This window comes from Winogradskyella sp., from assembly GCF_025210595.1.
Lineage (GTDB): Bacteria > Bacteroidota > Bacteroidia > Flavobacteriales > Flavobacteriaceae > Winogradskyella.
Genome location: NZ_JAOARH010000096.1, coordinates 1 through 25,232, shown reverse-complemented (window position 1 = coordinate 25,232; position 25,232 = coordinate 1). Strand labels below are relative to the sequence as shown.

Sequence of the window (25,232 nt, the reverse complement as noted above, 5' to 3'; positions counted from 1 at the left end):
TAATTTACAATATGGAAACGGTAATTATCCTTGTATTCGTTTTTGGTTATTTAGCCATTACCTTAGAACACAATATTAAAATAGATAAGTTAATTCCTGCTTTGGTGATGATGGCTATAAGTTGGGCATTAATTTCATTAGGAATTGATGATTTTTCACAATGGTTCGATTCTGCTAAGCATAGCCTAATGGAAAATTTTGGTTTGCTTCCTCATGAAGAAAAAATGCACTTAATGGAGGAGACTTTGCTTCATCATTTAGGTAAAACAGCCGAAATATTAGTGTTCCTTTTGGGTGCAATGACTATAGTTGAGATTATAGATTATTTTGATGGTTTTTCAACAATCAAATCTGCAGTGAAATTCAATAGTAGAAAGAAGCTCTTATGGATGTTTTCTATCTTAGCTTTTGTTTTATCTGCTATTATTGATAACCTTACCGCAACAATTGTGTTAATATCTATTCTTCAAAAAATAGTAAAAGATAGAGATATTAGAATTTGGTATGCAGGTTTAATAATTATTGCTGCAAATGCAGGTGGTGCATGGTCTCCAATAGGAGATGTTACAACAACCATGCTTTGGATAGGCAATAAAGTTTCTACAGGAAATTTATTTATGTACCTTTTTGTTCCTTCTCTTTTATGTATGGTGGTGCCAACATTTATCGCTTCACTTTTAAAACCGTTTAAAGGAGATTTAGAATTGCAAGAAGGAAGTGATAAGCCTAAAAATAGATTTAGTTCTACGATGTTATTCTTAGGGTTAGGCGCAATTGTATTTGTGCCAATTTTTAAAGTAATAACTCATTTACCTCCTTATGTAGGTATGATGTTATCTTTAGGTGTTGTTGCAATTTTTGCAGAAGTTTATAGTAACTCAAAATTTGCACTTTCTTCTACAGCAGAACATGATGAGCATGATGCTCATGCAAGTCATAGCCCAGTGCATTATTCATTATCTAAAATAGAGTTGCCAAGTATTTTATTTTTCTTAGGAATTTTAATGGCTGTTGCAGCATTAGAGTCTTTAGGGATTTTATTCAATTTTGCAGATACGTTAAAATCTAGTGTAGGACTAATAGGTACAGAACCAGAAGGAACAATAGTTTCAGATTTAGTAGTTATACTTCTTGGTGCTGGTTCTGCGGTAATTGATAATGTACCATTAGTAGCAGCAAGTTTAGGAATGTTTACAGAAGCATTAGATAATCAATTATGGCACTTTATAGCATATTCTGCAGGTACAGGTGGTAGTATGTTAATTATAGGATCTGCTGCTGGTGTTGTTGCTATGGGAATGGAAAAAATAGATTTTTTCTGGTATTTGAAGAAAATTTCTTGGTTGGCATTAGTAGGGTTTTTAGCAGGTGCAATTGCATTTATGGTAATGCGAGGCATATTATAATATACTTAAGTTAAAATCCTAGCGTTATAACTTAATAAAACTTTTAAACTTAAAACTTAATATATGATATTACTAAGTAGTATTCAAGATGAAGCTGAGGTTTTAACAGATGGAGAACAAGTAGAAAAAACCTTATCTATCATTGAGTTAATCACTAGTGGTGGAACTTCAGGAATGGTTATTATTCTCATTCTTTTTTTACTGCTTATAGTAGCCACTTATATTTATTTTGAAAGAATTTTTGCCATTAAAGCAGCATCAAAAGTAGATGCTAACTTTATGAATCAAATAAAAGACCATGTAAGTAATGGTAAAATTGATTCTGCACAAATGCTTTGTGCTCAGCAAAATTCACCTGTATCTAGATTAATTGCAAAAGGAATCACTAGAATAGGAAAACCACTAGAAGATATTCATACTGCAATAGAAAATGCAGGTCGTTTAGAAATATATAGTTTAGAAAAAAACGTTAGTGTATTGGCAACAATATCTGGAGTTGCACCAATGATTGGTTTTTTAGGAACTGTAATAGGTATGATTTTATCCATATTTGAAATTGCTAATTCTGGTGGTTCTATAGATATAAAATCTTTAGCAGATGGATTATATACCGCAATGACCACTACAGTTGGTGGCTTAATTGTAGGTATTGTTGCTTATGTAGCTTACAATCATTTGGTAGTTAAGACTGATAAAGTGGTTTACCAAATGGAGGCTAATTCTGTGGAATTTTTAGATCACTTAAACGAACCAATCTAATATGAATATTAGAGGAAGAAATAAGGTAACACCAGAATTCAATATGTCGTCTATGACAGATATTGTATTCTTGTTATTAATCTTTTTTATGATTGCATCTACTTTAGTATCTGCTGAAGCAATAGATTTGTTATTGCCGAGTTCTACAAGTAAGACCACTCAAACAAAAAATGTTTCGGTAAGTGTCAACAAAAAACTTCAGTATTTTGTAGATATGAAGCAAGTGCCTAAAAATCAGTTAGAGGCTGAGGTTTTAGCAAAAATTGGTAGTTCAAACGCGCCTACCATTACAATCAGATCAGATGAAAGTGTAGATTTAAAACATGTGGTATATATTATGGATATCGCTAATAGAAATAAGATTAAATCTACCTTGGCAGTTAAATCTAATTAACGGCATTGTTTTTGAAGTCTATGTATAGATTTTCAATCTTTTAAGTCTAAAGGTTAAATAAAAACATGAAATATTTAGAGACTAAACATCAACGTAATTCAGCAAAAATCACGGTATTAATTACCTTGATATTATTTTTGTTGTTGTTTTTTGCTGGTCCTAATTATTTAGATCCACCAGAAGAATATGGTGTGGCTGTTAACTTTGGAACTACAGAAATGGGAAGCGGTAATAAACCGTTAAGCCAGCCTAGAGAATCAGTTCAAGAAAAAGTTGTGGAAGAATCACAACCCGAAGAGGCAGAAGTTACACCGCCAGAGCCAACTGAGTCTGCGGAACCAAATACAAAAGTCGAAGATGTTTTAACACAAGAAGAAGCTGAAGCTATTGCTATAAAAAAACAAAAAGAAGCCGAAGCAAAGGCTAAAGCAGAGGCAGAGGCTAAAGCCAAAGCTGAAGCAGAACGAATAGAAAGAGAACGACGAGAAGCCGAAGAAAAAAAACGAAGAGAAGAGGAAGAAAAAAGGAAAAATCTAGACAACCTTATAGGTGGAGTTAAAAACTCTAAAGGAAATGACGATGGTGGTGAAGGACCAGATAATAAAGGAGGAAATAAAGGCCAATTAGATGGTGATCCTTATGCACCAAGTTACTTTGGAGGATCAGGGCCAGGCAAAGGTGGTGTAGGTTACGGTTTAGGGGGAAGAGGAAAACCGTCTCGACAAGTTTTTAAGCAAGATTGTAATGAATATGGATTGGTTGTCGTAAGAATTGAAGTAAATAGACAAGGGAAAGTGGTTAAAGCTACTCCAGGAGTAAAACACACAACAAATACACATCCATGTTTATTAGAACCAGCAAAAAAAATAGCGTTATCTCATAAATGGCCTGCAGATTCAAATGCACCAGCTACTCAAGTAGGTTTTGTGAGTATTAATTTTGATATAGGACAATAATCTATGAACTACCAAGATACAATCAATTGGATGTTTCAACAGCTTCCAATGTATCAAAACAAGGGGAAAGCTGCCTATAAAGAAGATTTATCTAATACACTTATACTCGCAAAACATTTAAACAACCCAGAAAGAAGGTTTAAATCTATACATGTAGCAGGTACCAATGGTAAAGGGTCAACAAGTCACTTATTGGCTTCTGTACTTCAGGAAGCCGGTTATAAAGTAGGTTTATACACTTCACCGCATTTAAAAGATTTTAGAGAGCGTATACGTATTAACGGAAAAGTTATAAGCAAACAATTTGTTATAGGTTTCATTAAACGAAATAAGTCTTTTTTTGAAGCAAACCACTTATCTTTTTTTGAAATGACAGTTGGTATGGCTTTCGATTATTTTGCTAAACAAGAGGTAGATATTGCCGTTATAGAAGTTGGACTTGGAGGGCGATTAGATTCAACCAATATTATTATTCCAGAATTATCTATAATTACAAATATAGGTTTAGATCATATGCAATTCCTTGGAAATACTATTGAAAAGATTGCGGTAGAGAAAGCAGGAATTATTAAAGGAAATATTCCTGTAGTTATAGGTCAAACTCAGAAAGAAACACAATCGGTTTTTAAAGAAAAAGCTAGGTTGAATAATTCTAAGATTTATTTTACAGACCAATTAGTAGATAATGCTTATGAGTGTGATTTAAAAGGAAGTTACCAAAAGCATAATATTAAAACGGTAATGCAATCTGTTTATGTTTTAAGACAATCTAAATTTAAAGTTTCTGAGAATGAACTAAAAAAAGGACTTCTTAAAGTTGTTGAGAATACGGGTTTAATGGGTAGATGGCAAGTTTTGCAGCAAAGTCCAAAGGTTATTTGTGATACAGCTCATAACAAAGAAGGGTTAAGCTACGTGATGGAACAATTACAATCAGAATACTTTAATCAATTACATATTGTTTTTGGTGTAGTTAATGATAAAAATTTAGACTCAATTATACCTTTACTACCCAAGGAGGCAACCTATTATTTTTGTAAACCAAATATTAGCCGTGGTTTAGATGCCAACATACTAAAAGAGGAATTCAATAAAAATAATCTTAAAGGTAATGCTTATGTGAGTGTTAATCAGGCTTATGCAGATGCAAAATCTAAGGTAAAAAAAGGAGATTTAATTTATGTTGGTGGCAGTACTTTTGTTGTTGCAGAAATAATTTAATTTTTTTCTAAAAAATCTTTTGAGATATTAAAAACTAGTCTATATTTGCAGTCCAAATAATTGGGGCGCGTAGCTCAGTTGGTTCAGAGCACTTGGTTTACACCCAAGGGGTCAGGGGTTCGAATCCCTTCGCGCCCACAACAATAAAAATCCGATTTGAAAATCAAATCGGATTTTTTTATATCCTTAATCGAAGCTTAAAACTGTAAATTAATTTAGAACATTATAAACAAAGTCTTTTCATTTAGTAAAGACTTCTATTTTTAATAACAGAAGTGCGATGTGTTTATAATGTAAAAAAAGGCTTAAATAACGTCTAAAATGCGTTCTAAGGCCATTCCTCTAGACCCTTTTATTAGAATTGTAGATTGATTAAAATCCATGTCCTTTAAAGTTGATTTTAAATCTTCAAAACATGAATATTTATGAGTGGTTTTTTGCGTCTCGGTTTTATAGAAGTTTTCACCAATCAAATAAATATTATTGTTAAAATTACTTTCTGCAAAATCAGCTATGGCTTGATGTTCTTTTTTTGCTTCTTCACCAAGTTCAAACATGTCTCCTAAAAAAAGGTATTTGTTTTCTGCGTGTAGTTGTTTAAAGTTTTTAAGTGCAGCTAGCATACTTGTTGGATTTGCATTGTAAGCATCTAAAATTATGTTAGTACTATTCTTTTTTATAATCTCTGAGCGATTGTTATCAGGTTGATATCTTTCAATTACTGTCTTTATGTTTGTATTAGAAACTTTAAAATACTGCCCAATAGCAATTGCTACAGCGATGTTACCGTAATTATAATCACCAATAAGTTGACTGTTAATTCTAATATCATTGAATTTTACAGAAACAAAAGGATTTGCTTCAATGAATTCTATTTTACAGTCATTGCTAGAACTTTCTCCAAATGTTATTGTTTTTTTATAGTCACCAATCTGTTTGGTTTGTTTAAAATCATCAGTGTTTATAAAAGCCGTTTTTTTGTTGATCTTTAAGTAATCGTATAATTCTGATTTTCCTTTTATAACACCTTCAACTCCTCCAAAACCTTCTAAATGTGCTTTACCGAAATTAGTGATAAGGCCATAATCTGGTAGGGCAATATTAGAAAGAAATTCTATTTCTTTTTGATGATTTGCGCCCATCTCTACTATTCCAAAATCTAAATCGTTGGTAAAGGATAATAAGGTTAGAGGCACACCAATATGGTTGTTGAGATTACCTTTGGTAGCTTTAACTTTATAAGTGGTAGCCAATACTGTATTTATAAGTTCTTTTGTTGTTGTCTTTCCATTACTACCTGTTAGAGAAATAATAGGAACATTAATTTCATTTCTATGGAAAGTTGCTAAATTTTGAAGTGTTTTTAAAACATCTTTAACGAGTATACAATACTCGTTTATTACAGCTTCTTTGTCATCTATAATACAATACTTAGCACCTTTTTCAAAGGCTTGGTTAACAAACTTATTACCATCAAAATTGTCGCCTTTTAAGGCGAAATACATATCACCTTGCTCAATTTTTCTTGTATCTGTAGAAACCGAAGTGCAAGTTTTAAATTTGTTATATATAGTTGCTGTGTCCATAGGCTTAAAAATAAAAAGTCCTGATAAAAATATCAGGACTTTTAGTAAATATATTTAACGTTTTTTAGTTACGTCTCTTTTGAGTCTTTACTGATTTAGAACCTACTCTAGATACAGCACATCTAAACCCAATGTAATCTGTAGCCATATCTTGTGGGAAGTAACGACGTTGCGCAGGATCAATCCAATATGCTCTGTCTCTCCAAGAACCACCTTTATAAACTCTTACTTCGTCATTAATTAATGATGTTCTTGAGTTAGATTTATCATATTCTCTAAGAAGTTTACCATCAGTAGAATCCATTTCAACTCTATGCTTAGGAGAGTTGTACATTTTTCCTGTAGCGTCAATTCTGTCATCTCCTTCATCAAAACTTTCTCTGTAGTAACGAGAAGAACGCTTGTCACCATCTCTAAAGTTTCTGTTATCACTCTTATCGAATTGAGTTCTTAAATAAGTGTCCTCATCATCAACAGGAATCTTAGCAATTTCACCAGGTAAGTCTCTAGCAATGATTTTACCATTTGGTAAAGTGTCGTATACAATTTCATCAATGGTTACAATCTTTACAGTACCATCTTCATTTAAAGCATTTTTAGTATAAACATTACCTCTATAGTAGTTAAAGTCATTAAACTCATCATCCACAATAGGTCTGTAAACGTCAGCTACCCATTCAGCTACGTTACCAGCCATGTCATATAAACCATAATCATTTGGTGCGTAAGATTTAACTTCGGCAGTAATATCAGCACCATCATCAGACCATCCTGCAATTCCACCATAATCACCTTTACCTTGCTTAAAGTTTGCCATTTGGTCACCACGATTTACACGCTTACCAGATCTGGTATATTGACCATCCCATGGGTATTTTTTACGACCTCTGTAAACATTATAGCTTCTTAATTCGCTCATACCAAGTGCTGCATATTCCCACTCAGCTTCTGTTGGAAGTCTGTACTTAACAGGAATTAACCCAGATTCTCTATTTGCATAAACATTAATAGGGTTTCCATCAGCATCAGTTTGTTGTCTTCTTTTGCCACCTTCTAAAACCTCAGAGCTTCCTCCGTAAGTTTGAGTTGGAGCATTAATATATGTGTCAACATCAAAAGTACTTTCTGCACTTAAGTCTGTAAGGTGAGCATCTCTTTTAATGTAGCCAGATTCCTGTAAAGACATTTCAGCCACACGGTTAGATCTCCAGTTTGCATATTCAACAGCTTGTATCCAACTTACACCTACAACAGGGTAATTTGCATAACCAGGATGACGTAAATAGTTTTCTGTCATCATTTCGTTATAACCTAAACGATTTCTCCAAACTAAAGTGTCAGGAAGTGCACCTTTATATATTAAAGCATAATTTGGGTCGTCTGGTGGATAAACACTTTTTAAATAGTGTAAGTAATATAAATAGTTAATATTAGTTACTTCACTTTCGTCCATATAAAACGACTGAATGTGTTGTTGATTAGGAGTGTTGTTCCAATCATGCATTGGGTCGTCTTGTACTTTACCCATTGTAAAGGTTCCGCCTTCTACAAATGCTGTGCCTGGAGGTGTTTCTTGCTCTTTAAAATTTGTATTGTATTGAAAACCACCATTTTTGTCATTAATTTTCCAGCCTGTAGCACTATCTACATTACCAGAGTTAGAAGAACGTTTACAGCTGACAATACTAGCTAAAAGCGTTATTGCTATTAAAAATTTTAGGTTTGAGACATTTTTCATATCCATTTGTTTAAGTAAGCTCGTTGAATTTTAAGTTCCGCAATATAACAATTAAAGGTAAACTAACAATTTTTTTTTGCCTATAAATTAAAAAATATATGCATTTCATCCTTTTTTTTGAACACAATAACGGATTTTCATTCGATAAAGCGATGTATTTTGCTCTTAAATAACGAACACTAAAATAAATTATTGTTGTATTTTTGAAATAAAATCTTTAGCCTTATAATAAGCCTATATTTTGGGCGTTATTTTACTGTAAATTTTTATAAATTATCAGGTTAGTGATATTTATAAAGGATGTTTACGACTTACTTAAATCAAAATACTTAAATGAAAAATTGCTCTGTTTTTATTCTTATGCTTTTCGCCATATATAGTTTTGGGCAAAAAAAACAATTTAATATTGAATGGGATGGTGAAAAAGAGTTAGAAACTGCCTATGGCAAGTTTACTGTGCCTAGTTTTAATGCAAAACATTTTAGTTATGATAATGATAAAGGCTTAAAGTTTTTTACACAATGGCAAAGTAACGGAAGTATTGTTGATGAAAACTCTGTAAGTTTATCTAATGTTTCTTATGAGACCATTAGTCAATCAAATCTTAAAGATTTAAATCCTCAGTTAATTCCCAACGAACCTAAATATCGTTTTTTTAATACTAATGCTAGAGGTGATAGAGCTTATTATTTTGAGATAAGTCCAATAATTAACGATAGAGGAGTTTATAAGAAAATAAAATCCTTTACCATAAACTATAATACTCTAGCCAATAGAACACAAACAGCTGCTAGAACAGGAATCACAAATTCTGTGCTAAGTACAGGAGAATGGTATAAGTTTTATATTGAAGAATCTGGTGTTTTTCAATTAACAAAAGGTTTTTTAAGCAATTTAGGAGTTAGCACAAACTCGGTAGACCCAAGACATATAAAAATATATGGTAATGGCGGTAGAATGTTACCGCTACTTAATTCTGAAAACTACCCATTTGATGTTGTAGAAAATGCCGTGAAATTTGTAGGAGAAGAAGATGGTAGTTTTGATAATGGTGATTATATCTTATTCTATGGTGAAGGACCAACAACTTATAGTGAAGAAAGCGAGACTAATATTAATCTATATGCAGATAGGACTTATTATTATGTGAATGTAAGTCCAGGAAACGGAAAAAGAATTCAGTCAATGCCAAGTATTGATGGTGCAGCAGATATTCAGATTAATACTTTTCAAGACTATCAGTTTTACGAAGTTGATGAATATAATTTAGCTAAATTAGGACGTAGATGGTTTGGTGATGAGTTTGATATTGAAAACCAACGCGTATATGATTTTGATTTTCCAAATTTGGTTACAAGCGAACCTGTACGATTTGATATTGCAGTTGGCTCTGTGTCAGAAATTGATGGTACATCAATGCAAATTACAATTAATGGTAATGCTGTGTCAAATATAGGTTTTCCTAGTATTGATCCTGGTTCAGTTCTTGCTGCAGCTAACGCTTATGGTGATGATATAAATATCTCATCTGATGCTATCACAGTAACATTAGATTATAATAATAATGGTAATCCTTCTGCGAGTGCGTACTTAGATTATATAAATATAGAGGCTACTAGAGATTTAACCTATGTTGGTGACCAATTAGTATTTAAGAATAGAGATGTAGTTACAACTCCAGGAATTGCAGAGTATAATATATCAAACGCTTCTGGATTACAAGAGGTATGGGATATTACAGATCGATTTAATGTAACAAATTTTTTAAATTCTGAAGTACAAAGCAATTTGTCTTTTAAAACAATTTCGGGTGAAGAAAGAATGTATTTGGCATTTTCTTCAGGTAATCTAAAACAACCTTCAAGAGAATCAAATTCAAGATTGGCAAATCAGAATTTAAAAGGCACTATTTTTAATAATGCACAGGGTGCTTTTGAAGATATTGATTACATTATTTTGACACCAACAGAGTTGTTGTCTCAAGCTGAGCGATTAGCACAAATCAATAGAAATCAATATAGTTTAAATGTAAAAGTTGTTGAGCTTCAAACTATATATAACGAGTTTAGTACAGGTAGTCAAGATATAGCAGCTCTACGAAATTTTATAAAATACGTATACGATAATGCTAGTGTACCAAGTAATAGGCTTAAATATTTATGTTTATTTGGTGAAGGGTCTTATGATTATAAAGACAGGTTAAATAATAATACTAACCTAGTGCCTTCATGGTATTCTATGCCTAGTTTTAGCCTTACAAATTCATTTGTGTCAGATGATTTTTATGTTATGCTAGACGATAATGAAGGTTCTATGAATACTTCAGATAGAATGGATGTTGCAGTAGGGAGAATATTAGCAGAAGATATTCAGCGAGCTAAAGACATGGTAGATAAGATAGAAGCTTATTATCAACCACAAGCTTATGGGAGCTGGAGAAATAATGTTTTGTTGGTTTCAGATGATGTTGATGTTGCATGGGAAGAAACTTTGCAAGAAACAACAGAAGAATTAGGTGTTAACATTGAGACCGATAAGCCATTTTTTAATGTTGTAAAGATACATACAGATGCATTTGAGCAAGAATCTTCTTCTGCAGGAGATCGTTATCCTCAGGTTAATGAAGCATTTAAAGATGCTATAGAGGTTGGTGCCTTAGTGGTTAATTATTTTGGTCATGGAGGTGAGGATGGTCTTGCTAAAGAACGTATTTTCGATAAGTTTGATGCTCAGGAAATTAATAATATATGTAAATATAACCTCTTTATAACAGTAACTTGTGAGTACACTAAGTTTGATGACCCAGGTAGAGATACAGCTGGTGAATTTACTTATTGGAACAAAACAGGAGGATCTATAGGTTTAGTAACTACAACAAGGCAAATATTTGTTACGGTAGGAGAGCGATTTAATGAAGAATTAGACGATTATTTGTTTGCTTATGGTTCAAATGATTATCCTACAATAGGTGAGGTTTTAAGATTAACAAAAACAGATAATAGTATTGCAGGCATTAGTCAGAAAAGACTAGTGTTCTTAATAGGTGATCCAGCAATGCGATTAGCTTTTCCGCAACCAGATGTTAGGTTAACGAAAGTTAACGATGTAGAGATTACTCAACCTATAGATACATTAAAAGCATTAAGTTATACAAAATTAGCAGGTGAAGTTACAGATGTTAACGGTAACTTATTATCTAATTATAATGGTGTATTAACAGCAACGGTTTTTGATAAAAGGATAGAACGACAAACATTAGCAAATGATGGTATAGGTGATGCAGGTGGCTTAATAGTGTTAGATTACACAACACTAGGCGAAATTATTTTTAAAGGACAAGCCACTATTACTAATGGACAATTTGAATTCGATTTTATTGTACCACGAGATATTGGTATTCCTGTAGGAAACGGGAAAGTGAGTTTTTATGCCAGAAATAGTAACTCAACTTTTGATCAAACAGGAGCAAATTTCGATATTGAAATAGGAGGTATTAATGAAGGTGCGCCTGAAGATAACATTGGTCCGGTTATTAATTTATTTATGAATGATGAAAATTTTGTTTCAGGAGGAATAACAAATGAGTCACCAAATCTTTTAGCAAAACTTCATGATACTAACGGGATTAATACTGCAAGTGGTATTGGTCACGATATAACTGCTATTATAGATGGTGATGAAACCAATCCAGTAATTTTAAATGATTATTATCAAGCCAATATAGACGACTATACAAATGGAACGGTGACTTTTCCTTTTAGAGATTTAGAACCAGGTTTACACACCTTAACTTTAAAAGCTTGGGATGTTTATAATAATTCTTCAACAGCAGAGATTCAGTTTATGGTATTTGATAAAGATGAAGAATTAGTAATAGATAATGTTCTTAATTATCCTAACCCATTTGTTAACTACACTGAGTTTTGGTTTAACCATAATAGCTCTGAGCCATTAGATATATCAGTTCAAATATTTACCGTATCTGGTAAATTGGTAAGAACTTTAAATGGGCAAACCAATGCAGACGAATTGTGTTTTAATGGATCGTCATCATTGTCTAGAAGTATGGTCTGGGACGGAAGAGACGATTTTGGAGATAAAATAGGAAAAGGAGTCTATGTCTATAAACTAAAAGTAAGATCTAACCGTTTAAATAAACAAGTTGAAAAAATTCAAAAACTTGTCATACTCTGATAATAACTTATATTTGCAAACTAATTAATGCTAAGCGATTAGTATTAATAACCCAATAATAAACATGAAGACATACGTATTAGCCTTTATTGCCCTAATAACATATAGTAGCATTTATTCACAAAATGCAGTACAAACAATACCGAATGACTCTGATAGTAGAGTAATAACTACAGGTGTGCCATTTATGCTTATAGCGCCAGATGCTAGATCAGCGTCTATGGGAGATATGGGAGTGGCAACTTCTGTTGACGGATTCTCTCAGCAGTGGAATCCTTCAAAGTATGTGTTTTCAGAAGCTAAATCTGGTGTGAGTTTAAGTTATACACCATACTTGAGTAAGTTGGTAAATGACATTTCTATTAGTTACGCAACTTATTTTAATAGGTTAAATGAATATAGTGCAGTTTCTGCAAGTTTTAAGTATTTCAGTTTAGGTGAAATAACCTTAACTCAAAGTGAAGATGATCCAGGTGTTAATGTAAAACCAAATGAGTTCACTGCAGATGTAGCCTATACCTTAAGATTAGCAGATCAGTTTGCTATGTCAGTTGCTGTGCGATATATGCGTTCAGATTTAAGAATAGATCAAGTAGATCCTAATGCAGATGCAGCAAGTACATTTGGTGCAGATATTACAGGATACTATCAAAGCGAAGAAGAAGCTTATAACGATTTTAATGGACGATGGAGAGCAGGTTTTGCTATTCAGAATTTAGGGCCAAAATTTAAGTACGATGATGGTGGTAGAGAAAATTTTCAGCCAACTACATTACGATTAGGTGCAGGATTTGATTTTATTTTTGATGAGTATAGTAAATTAGGAGTTACGGCTGAGGTTGCTAAATTATTAGTGCCAACACCACCAAGATTAGGAACTAGGTTAACTTATGAAGATACAAATGGAAATGGTGTGTATGACGAAGGAGATGATGTTTTAATTACAGAAGAAGAAAATGTAATTATTGAAGGTCAAGATAATGATGTTAGTTTTATGAAAGGTATATTTCAGTCCTTTGGTGATGCTCCTGGAGGCTTTAGTGAAGAACTAAAAGAATTTACATGGGCACTTGGTGCAGAATATACGTATCAGGAAAACTTTGCCTTTAGAGCAGGTTATTTTAATGAAGCTGAAGAAAAAGGAGCACGTAAGTTCTTTGCTTTAGGTGCAGGATTTAAATACACAACGATTAATATTGACCTGTCGTATTTATTCTCTGCTTCAAAAGTACAGAGTCCATTAGAAAATACCTTACGTTTTTCATTGACATTCAATTTTGGTGACGGTGAATACGATGAATATTAAAATGAATAAATAACAGATTTCTAAAAACTATTGTCTAAAAGCAATAGTTTTTTTGTCTATAAAAGATTTTGAATATGACGGAAGTTAAAATTGAAACTACATTACAGATCTATAAAGACCTAAATGATACTCCAAAAGATATTCAAGAATTAATGAAGTCAGCTGTTAGGGCTAGAGATAATGCTTACGCTCCATACTCTAAGTTTAATGTTGGTGCAGCCTTATTATTAGATAATAATGAAGTTATTATAGGTAGTAATCAAGAAAATGCCTCTTATCCTTCAGGGCTTTGCGCAGAGCGTACAGCAATATATTATGCTGGCGCCAAATATCCTAAAGCTAAAATTATTAAAATGGCTATAACGGCCTCTTCACAAAACCAAATTACAGACCAACCAATTCCACCATGTGGTGCATGTAGACAAGCAATAGCAGAATACGAAATAAAGCAAGATCAGCCAATCGAGATTTATTTTATGGGAGTTAAAGGAAAGGTTGTAAAATCAAACTCCTTAGCTAATTTATTGCCATTAGTTTTCGATAGAGGTTTTCTATAACGTTTTCGTATTAAAAATTACATTTTTCGGTTTTTTGATTAGTAACTAATGTGTTATTTTTGTTGTTCCTTTAAAAAGAACGAATCAAAAAATGCAAAAGATCACTAAAGAAGTTTACCTGAAATGGTACGAAGACATGTTGTTTTGGCGAAAGTTTGAAGATAAACTTGCCGCAGTCTACATTCAGCAAAAGGTAAGAGGATTTCTTCACTTATATAATGGGCAAGAAGCTGTGTTAGCAGGAGCTTTACATGCTATGGATTTAACTAAGGATAAAATGATTACAGCTTACCGTAATCATGTACAACCTATCGGTATGGGAGTAGATCCTAAACGAGTTATGGCAGAATTGTATGGTAAGGCTACAGGAACCTCTCAAGGTTTAGGTGGCTCTATGCATATTTTCTCTAAAGAACACAGATTTTATGGTGGTCATGGTATTGTTGGAGGTCAAATTCCTTTAGGAGCTGGTATAGCATTTGGCGATAAATACCACGGAAGCGATGCGGTTACTATTTGTTGTTTTGGTGATGGTGCGGCAAGACAAGGTTCGCTTCATGAGACATTCAACTTAGCGATGCTTTGGAATTTACCAGTAGTATTTGTTTGTGAAAATAATGGTTATGCAATGGGTACATCTGTAGAACGTACAGCTAACCATACAGATATATGGAAGCTTGGTAGAGGCTACGAAATGCCTTCAGGTCCTGTAGATGGAATGAATCCTATTAAAGTTGCAGAAGCATTTGATGAGGCTATTCAGCGTGCCAGAAATGGTGGTGGTCCATCTTTCTTAGAAGTGAAAACTTACAGATATAGAGGGCATTCTATGTCAGATGCGCAGCATTACAGAACCAAAGAAGAAGTAGAAGAGTATAAAAAAATAGATCCTATAACTCAGGTTAAGGATATTATACTTGAAAACAATTATGCTACAGAAGAAGACATTAAAGTCATAGATAAAAGAGTGAAGGCATTAGTTTCCGAATGTGAGAAATTTGCAGAAGAATCTCCTTATCCAGATAAGAGTGTAATGTACGATGCAGTTTACGAACAAGAAGATTATCCATTTATACAACATAAATTATAAGCTATGGCAGAAGTAATAAAGATGCCGCGATTAAGCGATACTATGGAAGAAGGAACTGTTGCTGCTTGGTTAAAAAAAGTTGGTGACAAGGTTGAAGAAGGGGATATTTTAGCTGAAATTGAAACGGACAAGGCAACAATGGAATTTGAATCATTCAGTGAAGGTACATTGTTGCATATAGGTATCCAAGAAGGAGAAACAGCAAAAGTAGATTCGCTTTTAGCTATAATTGGTGAAGAAGGTGAGGATATTTCTGGTTTATTAAATGGAGATTTATCTATAAATGATGAAACTAACATTGATCTAACAAATCAAACCAACGTTGCTTCTGAAGAAAACAATTCTGAATCAGTAACTGATGTTGAATTACCAGAAGGAATTACTGTGGTAACAATGCCTCGTTTAAGTGATACTATGGAAGAAGGAACTGTTGCTACTTGGTTAAAAAAGACAGGTGATGAGGTAGAAGAAGGTGATATTCTTGCTGAGATTGAGACAGATAAAGCAACCATGGAGTTTGAGTCTTTTCAATCGGGTACTTTACTGCATATAGGATTAGAAGAAGGCGAGTCGGCAAAAGTAGACTCACTTTTAGCTATTATTGGTCCAGCAGGTACTGACGTTTCAGGCGTAGCTAAAAACTTTAAGATTGGTGGCGATACTCCAAAAGTAGAAGTTAAGCAAGCACCAAATAAAGAAGAAAAGAAAACTGAAATAACAAAGCCAGTTGAAGCAAAATCAACAACTGCTACTGCAGTTTCAACTTCAACTTCCAACGGAAGAATATTTGCTTCACCTTTAGCTAAGAAAATGGCTGAAGAAAAAGGGATTAATCTTTCTCAGGTTAATGGTTCTGGTGAAAATGGTAGAATTGTAAAACGAGATATTGAGAATTTTGTACCAGTAGCTCAATCGGCTTCAGTTGGTAAATTTGTACCAACAGGACAAGAAGATTTTGATGAAGTACCAAACTCTAATATGCGTAAAGCAATTGCTAAGAATTTAGCGAAGTCTAAATTTACGGCACCACATTATTACTTAAATGTGGAGTTTGATATGGAAAATGCTATTGCATTTAGAGCACAATACAATTCAATACCAGATACTAAGATTTCTTACAATGATATGATTGTGAAAGCTTGTGCGTTAGCGTTAAAACAGCATCCTCAAGTTAATTCGCAATGGTTTGATGATAGAATGAAATTAAATAACCATGTACATATAGGTGTAGCTGTAGCTGTACCAGATGGTTTGGTAGTGCCAGTTGTAAAGTTTGCTAATGAGCAAAGCTTAACACAAATTGGTGCAGCAGTTAAGGATTTTGCTGGTAAAGCAAGAAATAAGAAATTAACTTTAGATGAAATGGAAGGCAGTACATTTACGATTTCTAATCTAGGTATGTTTGGTATAGAAAGTTTTACTTCTATTATTAATCAGCCTAATTCAGCAATCTTATCTGTAGGTGCAATAGTATCTAAACCAGTTGTTAAAAATGGTGCTGTTGTACCAGGTAATACTATGAAATTAACCATGGCTTGTGACCATAGAACGGTTGATGGTGCCACAGGTGCACAATTTTTACAGACATTAAAGGGGTATATTGAAAACCCTGTAACAATGTTGGTTTAAAAAAGGTGTTTTTCAATTAATTTAATATTAACAATAAAACTTTAAAAATTATGAAAGGTCTTAAATTATTAACTATTTTTTTATTAATCATATCAACCAGTGTTGTATATGCTCAAAAGAAGAAAGTAGCAGTTGTTGCTTTTTATGCAGACAAAGTTATAGACCTTTCAGCAGTAGATGCTTCTGCAGATTTTATAGCAAAAAACACAGAACTCAGCGATGATCCAAATTTTAATTTAAGCGAGCCATTGAAGAAGTTTCATGAAGCTTTCTTTAATAATTATGTAGAAGAGTTTGATTTTGAACTTATACCAGAAGAGAAAGTTTTAGAACTTCCTGAGTATAAAGATTATGAAGCAGAGTATGGCGATCATAAAAATATTGGTGGACAAGATGCCTATGAGACAATTGATGGTTATAAGGTTATACAAAATTATGGTGAACGATTAGAGGTTAAAAACCTTAAACCTATAGCAGAAGCTTTAGGTGCTGATGCTATTTTATTTGTAAGATTAAGCTATAGGTTTAATAAAACAGGTATTGGTAAATTAGGTTATTTTAGTGTTCAGGCTGTCGTAAACCTAAGTTTATATTCAAAAGATAATAAAAGTATTTTTCAATTTAATGAGTTAGCAGGTTCTAAGAAAAAAGCTGCTATGGTTGGTGGTATACCTGTTATGACACCAAAAAAAATACAACCTATGTGTGAAAGTGCAACTGATGAGCTCATTAAAGATATGAACAAGAAAATTGAAAGGCTAGCTAAGAAGGCCAATAAAAAATTGAAATAACCATTTCATAAAGGGGATTTAACCTGCTTCAATATTTTGAAGCAGGTTTTTTTATCTTTAAACTCAAAAATTAAATTGAACATGAAGCAAATACTTTCCATTTTAGCCATAATGTTACTAGGATCTTGTGTTGTTAAACAAAAAGGAAATGACGGTATTTCTGGTAAGGATGGTGGTAAATCTCAAAAAATAAAAATCTCTGCCCAAGATGTTAAAACAAGTATGGAATACTTGGCTTCAGATGAATTGCAAGGCAGAGCAACAGGTAGCAAAGGAATTGAAAAAGCAGCAGTGTTTATAGAGAATTTTTTCAAAGAAAATAATATAAAATCCTATTTTGAAACGTACAGAGATACCTTTAATGTTGGCGAATTGGTTGGTTATAATGTGGTTGGTGTGATTGAAGGTAATGATCCTAATCTAAAAAACGAATTCATTATTTTGGGTGGACATTACGATCATATTGGTAAAGGAAAAGAGGTTAATGGTGATGGTATTGCAAATGGTGCTAATGACGATGCTTCTGGTACAATTACAGCTATGGAGTTAGGAAGATATTTTTCAAAATCTAAAACAAATAAACGTAGTATATTAATTACCTTATATGATGCTGAAGAATTAGGTTTAAAAGGTTCTTCACATTTGGCAAAAAGATTAAAAGATGAAGACTTAAATGTCTATGCCATGTTAAATTTTGAAATGGTTGGTGTGCCAAGATCCTCAGATAAATCTATGGCTTATATAAGCGGTTATGATCGTTCAAATTTTGCACCAATATTAAATAAATATGCAGACGAAGAAATAATAGGTTTTTTCCCTAAGGCAAAAGACTTTCAATTGTTTTTTAGATCAGATAATTTTCCTTTCTACAAAGCATTTAACATACCAGCTCAGGCTATTTCTACATTCGACTTTACAAATTTTGATTATTACCATCATGTAGATGATGAAGCCGATAAAATGGATTATGAGCATATGGCAAATTTTATAAATAAGATGATTGTAGCATTAGAAGGTATGATGAATGCGTCAACAAAAGAAGTTATTTTAAACGATGAGTAAGAATATAATTATTACAGGCACAAGCCGAGGAATAGGTTTTGAATTGGTACACCTTTTTGCAAATGAAGGACATAATGTTTTAGCACTGTCAAGAAACGCGCAACCTATTAACAATTTGCATTTTGAAAATATAACATCTATCGCGTTTGACCTATGTGAAAAAGAAGATTATAAAAAGGTTGAAGATTTTATTAAAAAAGAATGGGAACAAGTAGATGTTCTTATTAATAATGCAGGTATGTTGTTAAACAAACCTTTTTCAGAAACCACTTTTGAAGATTTTGAGCAAGTTTATAAAACCAATGTTTTTGGTGTTTCAGAAATGATTAGAGTTGTACTTCCTTTTATGAAAAAGGATAGTCATGTAGTAACTATTAGCTCAATGGGTGGTATTCAAGGTAGTGTAAAGTTTCCTGGCTTAGCCGCTTACAGTTCTAGTAAAGGAGCTGTTATTACATTAACTGAACTGTTAGCAGAAGAGTATAAAGAAACTGGTCCTCAATTTAATGCTCTAGCACTAGGAGCAGTACAAACCGAAATGTTAAAAGAAGCTTTTCCAGATTATCAGGCACCTACAACTGCTTTAGAAATGGCGAGTTATATTCATGATTTTGCCCATAATGGAAACAAGTACTACAATGGTAAAGTACTTCAAGTGTCTAATTCCACTCCATAAACCATAGCTTATTTTATAAATTTTTATATTTATAAAAAAACTTATGGTGAAATTATTACTCAACAGTAAGCACTTTTTATTATATATTTCTATAGCTGCACTAAGTGTGCAAATAGTTGATGCGCAAAATTTTGAGCGTGTAGAAAATATTGTAGGTTTAGGAATTCTTGAAAAGAATAATGGAGTTGCAGTAGCAGATTATGATGGTGATAACGACTTAGATATTTTTGTTGTTGCAAATGCTATAGAAAATCCTGAAGAAGAAGGTAGTTTTAGTAGATTATTCAGAAATAATAATGATGGTTCTTTTACAGATGTAACACAAACTTCAGGATTAGTAGAGTTGCTCACGATAGAAGATGATGTGCAACCTACATTTGCTCAGCAAGGATATAAGTATGGTGCTTTTTGGGGAGATTATAATAATGATGGTTTTCCAGATCTATTTTTAACCTATTCATTTAAAGTGCAATTGTGGCGCAATTTAGGTAACGGAACATTTGCTAATGTTACAGAGATATCTGGTTTTAATGCTACAAATAATTGTCTAAATATGGGAGCTACATGGTTAGATTATAACAATGATGGGCTTTTAGATATTTATGTCGCAGATTGGAATCGATGCAGTTCTAACACAATGTATCGCAATAATGGAAATAATACTTTTACAGATGTGACAATAGATTTAGGATTAGTAGAGCCTCAGTCTAAACATAGCTATGCGTCTTTTCCTTTTGATATTAATAATGATGGTTGGATAGATTTAATAGTAACCAATCATCAAGAGGAGTCAAATTATTTATACATAAATCAATCAGGAACCTCATTTGTAGACGATGCTTCAACTTTTGGTCTAGATAATATGAGCAATAATATAGCTATAGCAATCCATGATTATGATTTAGATGGGGATTTTGATTTTTTTATGACAGGAATCGATGAGAATGCATTTTTAGAAAATAATGGCTCTAATACTTTTTTCGAAACCTCTTCAACTAGCGGGATTGTACCAACTGGTTGGGCTTGGGGAACCAGATTCTCTGATTATGATTTAGACGGTGACGAAGATTTATTTATAGTTAATGGTTATGATTTTGAAAACAGAGGGCCAGAACAAAATGTCTATTATAGAAACTTAAATAGCCAAGGGCAAGCAACTCTTGAAGACGCATCATTAGAATTAGGAATTAATGATAATACAGAAAGTGTTGAGGTTGTAGATTTTGATTATGATAATGACGGTGATATAGATTTATTAATTACCAATGGTGATGGATCTGTAATTTTTTACGAAAACAGACTTTTAAATTATGACGATACTGAGAATACTTTAAATTGGTTTAAAATAGAATTAGAAGGAACAACATCTAATCGTGATGCCATTGGATCTGTATTAACTATCACAACAACAAACGGAACATTTAAGCGATATTATTCTGGAGTTGGTTTTTTAAGTCAGAGCCAACAAGCAGTGCATTTTGGATTAGATGATGCTACTGAGGTTATGAATCTAGAGGTAGAATGGCCATCGGGTTTGGTTGAAAATTATACAAACCTCTCTTCTAATATAACAATAAAGTTAACTGAAGGTAATGGTCTAGAAGTGTTAGATCTTTTGCCAAGCCCAAAAGTTTATGGTTGTATGGATCCAGTTTCATGTAACTTTAATCCAGATGCAACATTAGATGATGGTTCTTGCGTGTATTTGCCATCACAAGAAATAGTTGGTAATACTAGTTCTTCTTTTTTAAGAACAGAAACGTATACGTATAATATTGCTTCAGGATCAACAGCAAATTGGCAAGTGTCTGGTGGTGAAATTATAGAAGGGCAAGGAACAAGCACAATTGAGGTAAGATGGCATATAGAAAATTTTGGAAGAGTTGTTGTTACTGAATCTGATGATTTATGTTCAAGTCAAGAAATAGCTATAGATGTAGAATTAGGTGTTAGTAATCTTCCAGAAAATATTTCAATTGCTAGACTTTGGAATGAAGCATTATTAGAAGCCATTAGAGGTGATTTTGCAAGACCAACAGTACATGCAAGAAATTTATTTCATACAAGTGTTGCTATGTATGATGTTTGGGCAGTTTATGATGCGGTTGCAGCACCATATTTAACAGGAAATACAATTAATGGATATGTTAGTACATTAGAAGATTTTACACCAACTGAAGATTTAGAAACTTCAGTTAGAAAATCAATTAGTTATGCTATGTACAGATTAATGACACATCGTTTTCAAAATTCACCAAGATTAGAAGAAACTCAAGCCAGATTTGATTTAATAATGGAAAAATTGGGTTACGATATTAATATAACTTCATTAATGTACGAAGATGGTAACGCTGCTGCATTTGGTAATTTTGTAGCACAAACCATTATAGATTATGGACTGCAAGATGGTTCTAGAGAAGCTACAGGTTATGATAACGCTTATTATGAGCCAATTAATCAAGCTTATGCTTTAGATGATAATAATAATCCACCTATAGATGATCCAAACCGTTGGCAACCTTTAGGTTTAGATTCCTTTATAGATCAAGGCGGTAATATTGTTGATAGTAATGTACCTCCATTTTTAAGTCCAGAATGGGGAAATGTATTTGGGTTTGCGTTATCAGATGAAGATAAAGTAACATATCAAAGAGATGGAGATAATTATCATGTGTTTCACGATCCTTCAGATCCACCATATGTTAGTTGGGCTGAAGATAATGCTGATAGTGATGCCTACAAATGGGGATTCTCAATGGTTTCAGTTTGGCAATCGCATTTAGATCAAAATGATGGTGTAATGTGGGATATATCTCCAAATGCTATTGGCAATGTAGATATAAGTACTTTTCCAACAAACTATGCAGATTATCCTAATTTTTATGATTTTTTCAATGGAGGAGCCAATAGTAATGGGCATGCCTTAAATCCTGTTACAGGAAACCCTTATGAAGTTAATATGGTTCCTAGAGGAGATTATACAAGAGTATTAGCTGAGTTTTGGGCAGATGGACCAGATTCGGAAACTCCACCAGGTCACTGGTTTTCAATTTTAAATTATGTTAATGATCATCCTTTGTTTGAAAAACGATTTGAAGGACAAGGAGATCTTTTAAATCCTTTAGAATGGGATGTTAAAGCTTATTTTATTCTTGGTGGTGGTATGCACGATGCTGCAATTTCTGCATGGAGTGTGAAGGGTTGGTATGATTACATTCGGCCAATTTCAGCAATACGCTCAATGGCAGAACGTGGGCAAAGTACAGATAATACTTTAGATAATTATGATATTGGCGGCATTCCTTTAATAGATGGCTATATAGAAGTTGTAGAAACTGGTGATCCTTTGGCAGGCTTTGCTAGTCAGCATGTTGGGAAAATTAAACTTTATACATGGAAAGGGCATGATTTTATTGCCGATACAGAAACAGACCAAGCAGGTGTAGGTTGGATATTGGCAGAAGATTGGTATCCATACCAAAGACCAACATTTGTTACACCACCTTTTGCAGGTTATGTGTCTGGGCATTCAACATATTCTAGAACTGCTGCGGAGTTATTGACAATGATGACAGGTAGCGAGTTTTTTCCAGGTGGTTTAGGTGAATTTGTAGCTAAAGCTAATGAGTTTTTAGAATTTGAAGAAGGGCCTTCTGTTGATGTAGTTTTGCAATGGGCAACTTATAGAGATGCATCAGACCAAACAAGTTTAAGTAGAATTTGGGGAGGAATACATCCACCAGCAGATGATATTCCAGGGAGATTTATAGGACAAGTTGTAGCCGAAGATACTTATGATTTTGCAGTACCTTATTTTAATGGTTTGTTAAGCGTTCAAGAATATAAAAAATCAATTAATATTTATCCTAACCCAATTATTAATGGTGAGGTTTTTATTAGTAATACTAGTGGAACTGAAACTATTGAGGTATTTGATATAAATGGTCGTAAGATAGGTTTATATGAAAATAATTATGATGCAGTAAATAAGACCACTTCGTTGAAGTTTAACACTACTGCTTCTGGTTTGTATTTGTTAAAAGTTGATAAAGTCTCTAAGATGATTATTGTAAACCATTAATTTAATTAATCGCTTATTTTTGCATTAATGCAAACACAGCTTTTAGATTTTATACCAAAAGAAGCACAACCACAGGTTGAAGCATTACTGGCAAAAGATAATTTAGTGGTTAAGGTTAAGAAAGAAAGAAAAACCAAGCATGGAGATTATCGGCAATTGCCAAATAGGAAACATCAAATTACTGTTAATGCTAATTTAAATCAATATCGATTTTTAATGACTTTGATTCATGAGGTTGCTCATTTTGAGGCTTATATCAAATTTGGACGGTTTATTAAACCTCATGGGAAAGAATGGAAAATCACCTTTCAGCATTTAATGCTACCATTTTTAAGGCCTGAGGTTTTTCCGATAGAATTGTTGCCATTATTGGCTAATCATTTCAAAAACCCAAAAGCCTCTAGCGATACAGATACGAAACTCGCCTTAGCATTAAAGCAATTCGACGAACCTAATGATAAAATTTTTGTATTTGAGTTAAATTTGAATCAAAGATTCAAACTGCATAACGATAAAGTTTTTATTCGCGGTGAAAAACGAAGAAAACGTTTTGAATGTACCGAAGTTAAAACAGGTAAGTTATATTTGTTTAACCCTAATGCTGAGGTGGAATTGTTAGAAGAATAATTCCATTCCTGGGAAAGCAGGAATCCTTTTTAGAGAGTAGACTGAATTATAAATTTGATTTCTGTAAAGGCAGGAATGATAGAGATATGAACAAAAATTATTACGCCATTTTAATGGCTGGCGGAGTTGGGTCTAGATTTTGGCCTGTAAGTACACAGAATTTTCCTAAGCAATTTCATGATATGCTTGGGACAGGTGAAACTTTAATTCAAAAGACTTTCAGTCGTTTAGCTAAGCTTATTCCAGAAGAAAATATTTTTATTCTAACCAATGAACGTTACAATGATTTGGTTTTTGAGCAATTACCAAGCGTTACCAAACGTCAAGTAGTATTGGAGCCAGCAATGCGTAATACAGCACCTTGTATTTTGTATGCATCTTTAAAAATTAAGAAAGAGAACGAAGATGCTGTTATGATTGTGGCGCCAAGCGACCACTGGATAGAAGACGAAAATGCGTTTTCAAGCAATGTACAAACAGCATTTGATTATTGCGCGTCTAACGATGCCTTAATGACTTTAGGTATTACACCTACGTTTCCTAATACAGGTTATGGTTATATCGAATTTGATAAAGAACGGTCACTGAGTGTTACTGAAGTGAAATCCGTTAATCAGTTTAGAGAAAAACCAGATTACCAAACTGCAAAATCATTTTTAGAACAAGGTAATTTTCTTTGGAATGCAGGTATTTTTATGTGGAGTGTAAAATCGGTAGTAGAAGCATTTCAAAGAAATCAACCAGAATTATTCCAACTTTTTGAAAGTGGTTATAATGCTTATAATACTGAATTTGAAGACGATTTTATCAGAGATAATTATCCTAAAGCAGAAAATATATCTGTAGATTATGCTTTAATGGAAAAGAGTAATAATGTCTTTGTTATTCCTGCAACTTTCGATTGGAATGATCTTGGTACTTGGGGAAGTCTTTATGATAAATTAGATAAGGACGAAAACAGTAATGCTGTTGTAAATTCTAGAGTGCTTGCAGAAGATGCCTCTGGGAATATGATTCGATCTAAAAAAGATAAAATCGTAGTGGTTGATGGACTAAAAGATTACATCATTGTTGATAAAGACGAAGTTTTGCTTATCTTTCCTAAAGCTAAAGAGCAAGATATTAAAAAAGTACTCCAAAATGTAAAGGCAACTTTTGG

General features: G+C 33.0%; 18 protein-coding genes and 1 tRNA gene. 17 read left to right on the top strand and 2 right to left on the bottom strand.

Annotated features, from left to right (window positions below; translation table 11 throughout):
* The first annotated feature begins 11 nt into the window (after positions 1 to 11).
* The 6 genes from nhaD (at position 12) to N4A42_RS10350 (ending at position 4,874) form a co-directional block, all read left to right on the top strand.
* Entirely contained in the window at positions 12 to 1,406 is a 1,395-nt protein-coding gene (gene nhaD / locus N4A42_RS10375; protein ID WP_294073653.1) for a sodium:proton antiporter NhaD, read from the top strand.
* A 63-nt stretch (positions 1,407 to 1,469) separates the two neighbouring features.
* Positions 1,470 to 2,165, top strand: a complete 696-nt coding sequence (locus tag N4A42_RS10370) for a MotA/TolQ/ExbB proton channel family protein (protein ID WP_294073651.1) — start codon at positions 1,470 to 1,472, stop codon at positions 2,163 to 2,165.
* Position 2,166: 1 nt separating this feature from the next.
* Positions 2,167 to 2,559, top strand: coding sequence for a biopolymer transporter ExbD (locus N4A42_RS10365; RefSeq protein ID WP_294073649.1), 393 nt, complete (start codon positions 2,167 to 2,169; stop codon positions 2,557 to 2,559).
* A gap of 65 nt (positions 2,560 to 2,624) precedes the next feature.
* The gene (locus tag N4A42_RS10360; protein ID WP_294073647.1) at positions 2,625 to 3,515 is read left to right on the top strand and encodes an energy transducer TonB; all 891 of its coding nucleotides are present in this window, start codon (positions 2,625 to 2,627) and stop codon (positions 3,513 to 3,515) included.
* Positions 3,516 to 3,518: 3 nt separating this feature from the next.
* Complete coding sequence (locus tag N4A42_RS10355; RefSeq protein WP_294073645.1) at positions 3,519 to 4,736, top strand: folylpolyglutamate synthase/dihydrofolate synthase family protein; 1,218 nt, start codon at positions 3,519 to 3,521, stop codon at positions 4,734 to 4,736.
* Between the two features lie 63 nt (positions 4,737 to 4,799).
* Positions 4,800 to 4,874 (top strand) — tRNA-Val (locus N4A42_RS10350).
* Between the two features lie 167 nt (positions 4,875 to 5,041).
* Here the strand turns inward: N4A42_RS10350 and murF are convergent.
* On the bottom strand, positions 5,042 to 6,322 hold the full coding sequence (gene murF / locus N4A42_RS10345) for a UDP-N-acetylmuramoyl-tripeptide--D-alanyl-D-alanine ligase (RefSeq protein WP_294073643.1): 1,281 nt from the start codon (positions 6,320 to 6,322) through the stop codon (positions 5,042 to 5,044).
* A 64-nt stretch (positions 6,323 to 6,386) separates the two neighbouring features.
* On the bottom strand, positions 6,387 to 8,066 hold the full coding sequence (gldJ, locus tag N4A42_RS10340; RefSeq protein ID WP_294073641.1) for a gliding motility lipoprotein GldJ: 1,680 nt from the start codon (positions 8,064 to 8,066) through the stop codon (positions 6,387 to 6,389).
* A 327-nt stretch (positions 8,067 to 8,393) separates the two neighbouring features.
* Here gldJ and porU point away from each other — a divergent pair, with 327 nt between their 5' ends.
* From porU to N4A42_RS10285, 11 genes are all read left to right on the top strand, one after another.
* Positions 8,394 to 12,254, top strand: a complete 3,861-nt coding sequence (porU, locus tag N4A42_RS10335) for a type IX secretion system sortase PorU (RefSeq protein ID WP_294073639.1) — start codon at positions 8,394 to 8,396, stop codon at positions 12,252 to 12,254.
* A 64-nt stretch (positions 12,255 to 12,318) separates the two neighbouring features.
* A complete protein-coding gene (porV, locus tag N4A42_RS10330) occupies positions 12,319 to 13,560 on the top strand; it encodes a type IX secretion system outer membrane channel protein PorV (protein ID WP_294073637.1) in 1,242 nt (413 codons plus the stop codon).
* Between the two features lie 74 nt (positions 13,561 to 13,634).
* Positions 13,635 to 14,117, top strand: coding sequence for a cytidine deaminase (gene cdd, locus N4A42_RS10325; protein WP_294073635.1), 483 nt, complete (start codon positions 13,635 to 13,637; stop codon positions 14,115 to 14,117).
* A gap of 91 nt (positions 14,118 to 14,208) precedes the next feature.
* A complete protein-coding gene (pdhA, locus tag N4A42_RS10320; protein WP_294073633.1) occupies positions 14,209 to 15,207 on the top strand; it encodes a pyruvate dehydrogenase (acetyl-transferring) E1 component subunit alpha in 999 nt (332 codons plus the stop codon).
* A 3-nt stretch (positions 15,208 to 15,210) separates the two neighbouring features.
* Positions 15,211 to 16,836, top strand: a complete 1,626-nt coding sequence (locus tag N4A42_RS10315; RefSeq protein ID WP_294073631.1) for a pyruvate dehydrogenase complex dihydrolipoamide acetyltransferase — start codon at positions 15,211 to 15,213, stop codon at positions 16,834 to 16,836.
* A 50-nt stretch (positions 16,837 to 16,886) separates the two neighbouring features.
* Positions 16,887 to 17,627 carry a hypothetical protein gene (locus tag N4A42_RS10310; protein WP_294073629.1) on the top strand — a complete coding sequence of 247 codons (741 nt, stop codon included), beginning with the start codon at positions 16,887 to 16,889 and terminating at the stop codon, positions 17,625 to 17,627.
* 81 nt (positions 17,628 to 17,708) lie between these two features.
* Positions 17,709 to 18,689, top strand: a complete 981-nt coding sequence (locus tag N4A42_RS10305) for a M28 family peptidase (RefSeq protein WP_294073627.1) — start codon at positions 17,709 to 17,711, stop codon at positions 18,687 to 18,689.
* Positions 18,682 to 19,365: an SDR family oxidoreductase gene (locus N4A42_RS10300; RefSeq protein WP_294073625.1), complete on the top strand. Its 684-nt coding sequence runs from the start codon at positions 18,682 to 18,684 to the stop codon at positions 19,363 to 19,365. Before N4A42_RS10305 ends, N4A42_RS10300 begins: the two co-directional genes overlap by 8 nt.
* Before the next feature lie 43 nt (positions 19,366 to 19,408).
* Entirely contained in the window at positions 19,409 to 23,446 is a 4,038-nt protein-coding gene (locus N4A42_RS10295) for an FG-GAP-like repeat-containing protein (protein WP_294073623.1), read from the top strand.
* A 27-nt stretch (positions 23,447 to 23,473) separates the two neighbouring features.
* Positions 23,474 to 24,073 (top strand): SprT-like domain-containing protein, encoded by a 600-nt coding sequence (locus tag N4A42_RS10290; protein ID WP_294073621.1) that lies wholly within the window; start codon positions 23,474 to 23,476, stop codon positions 24,071 to 24,073.
* A gap of 86 nt (positions 24,074 to 24,159) precedes the next feature.
* Positions 24,160 to 25,232 (top strand): mannose-1-phosphate guanylyltransferase (locus N4A42_RS10285; protein ID WP_294073619.1); only part of this gene is annotated, 1,073 nt, incomplete at its 3' end.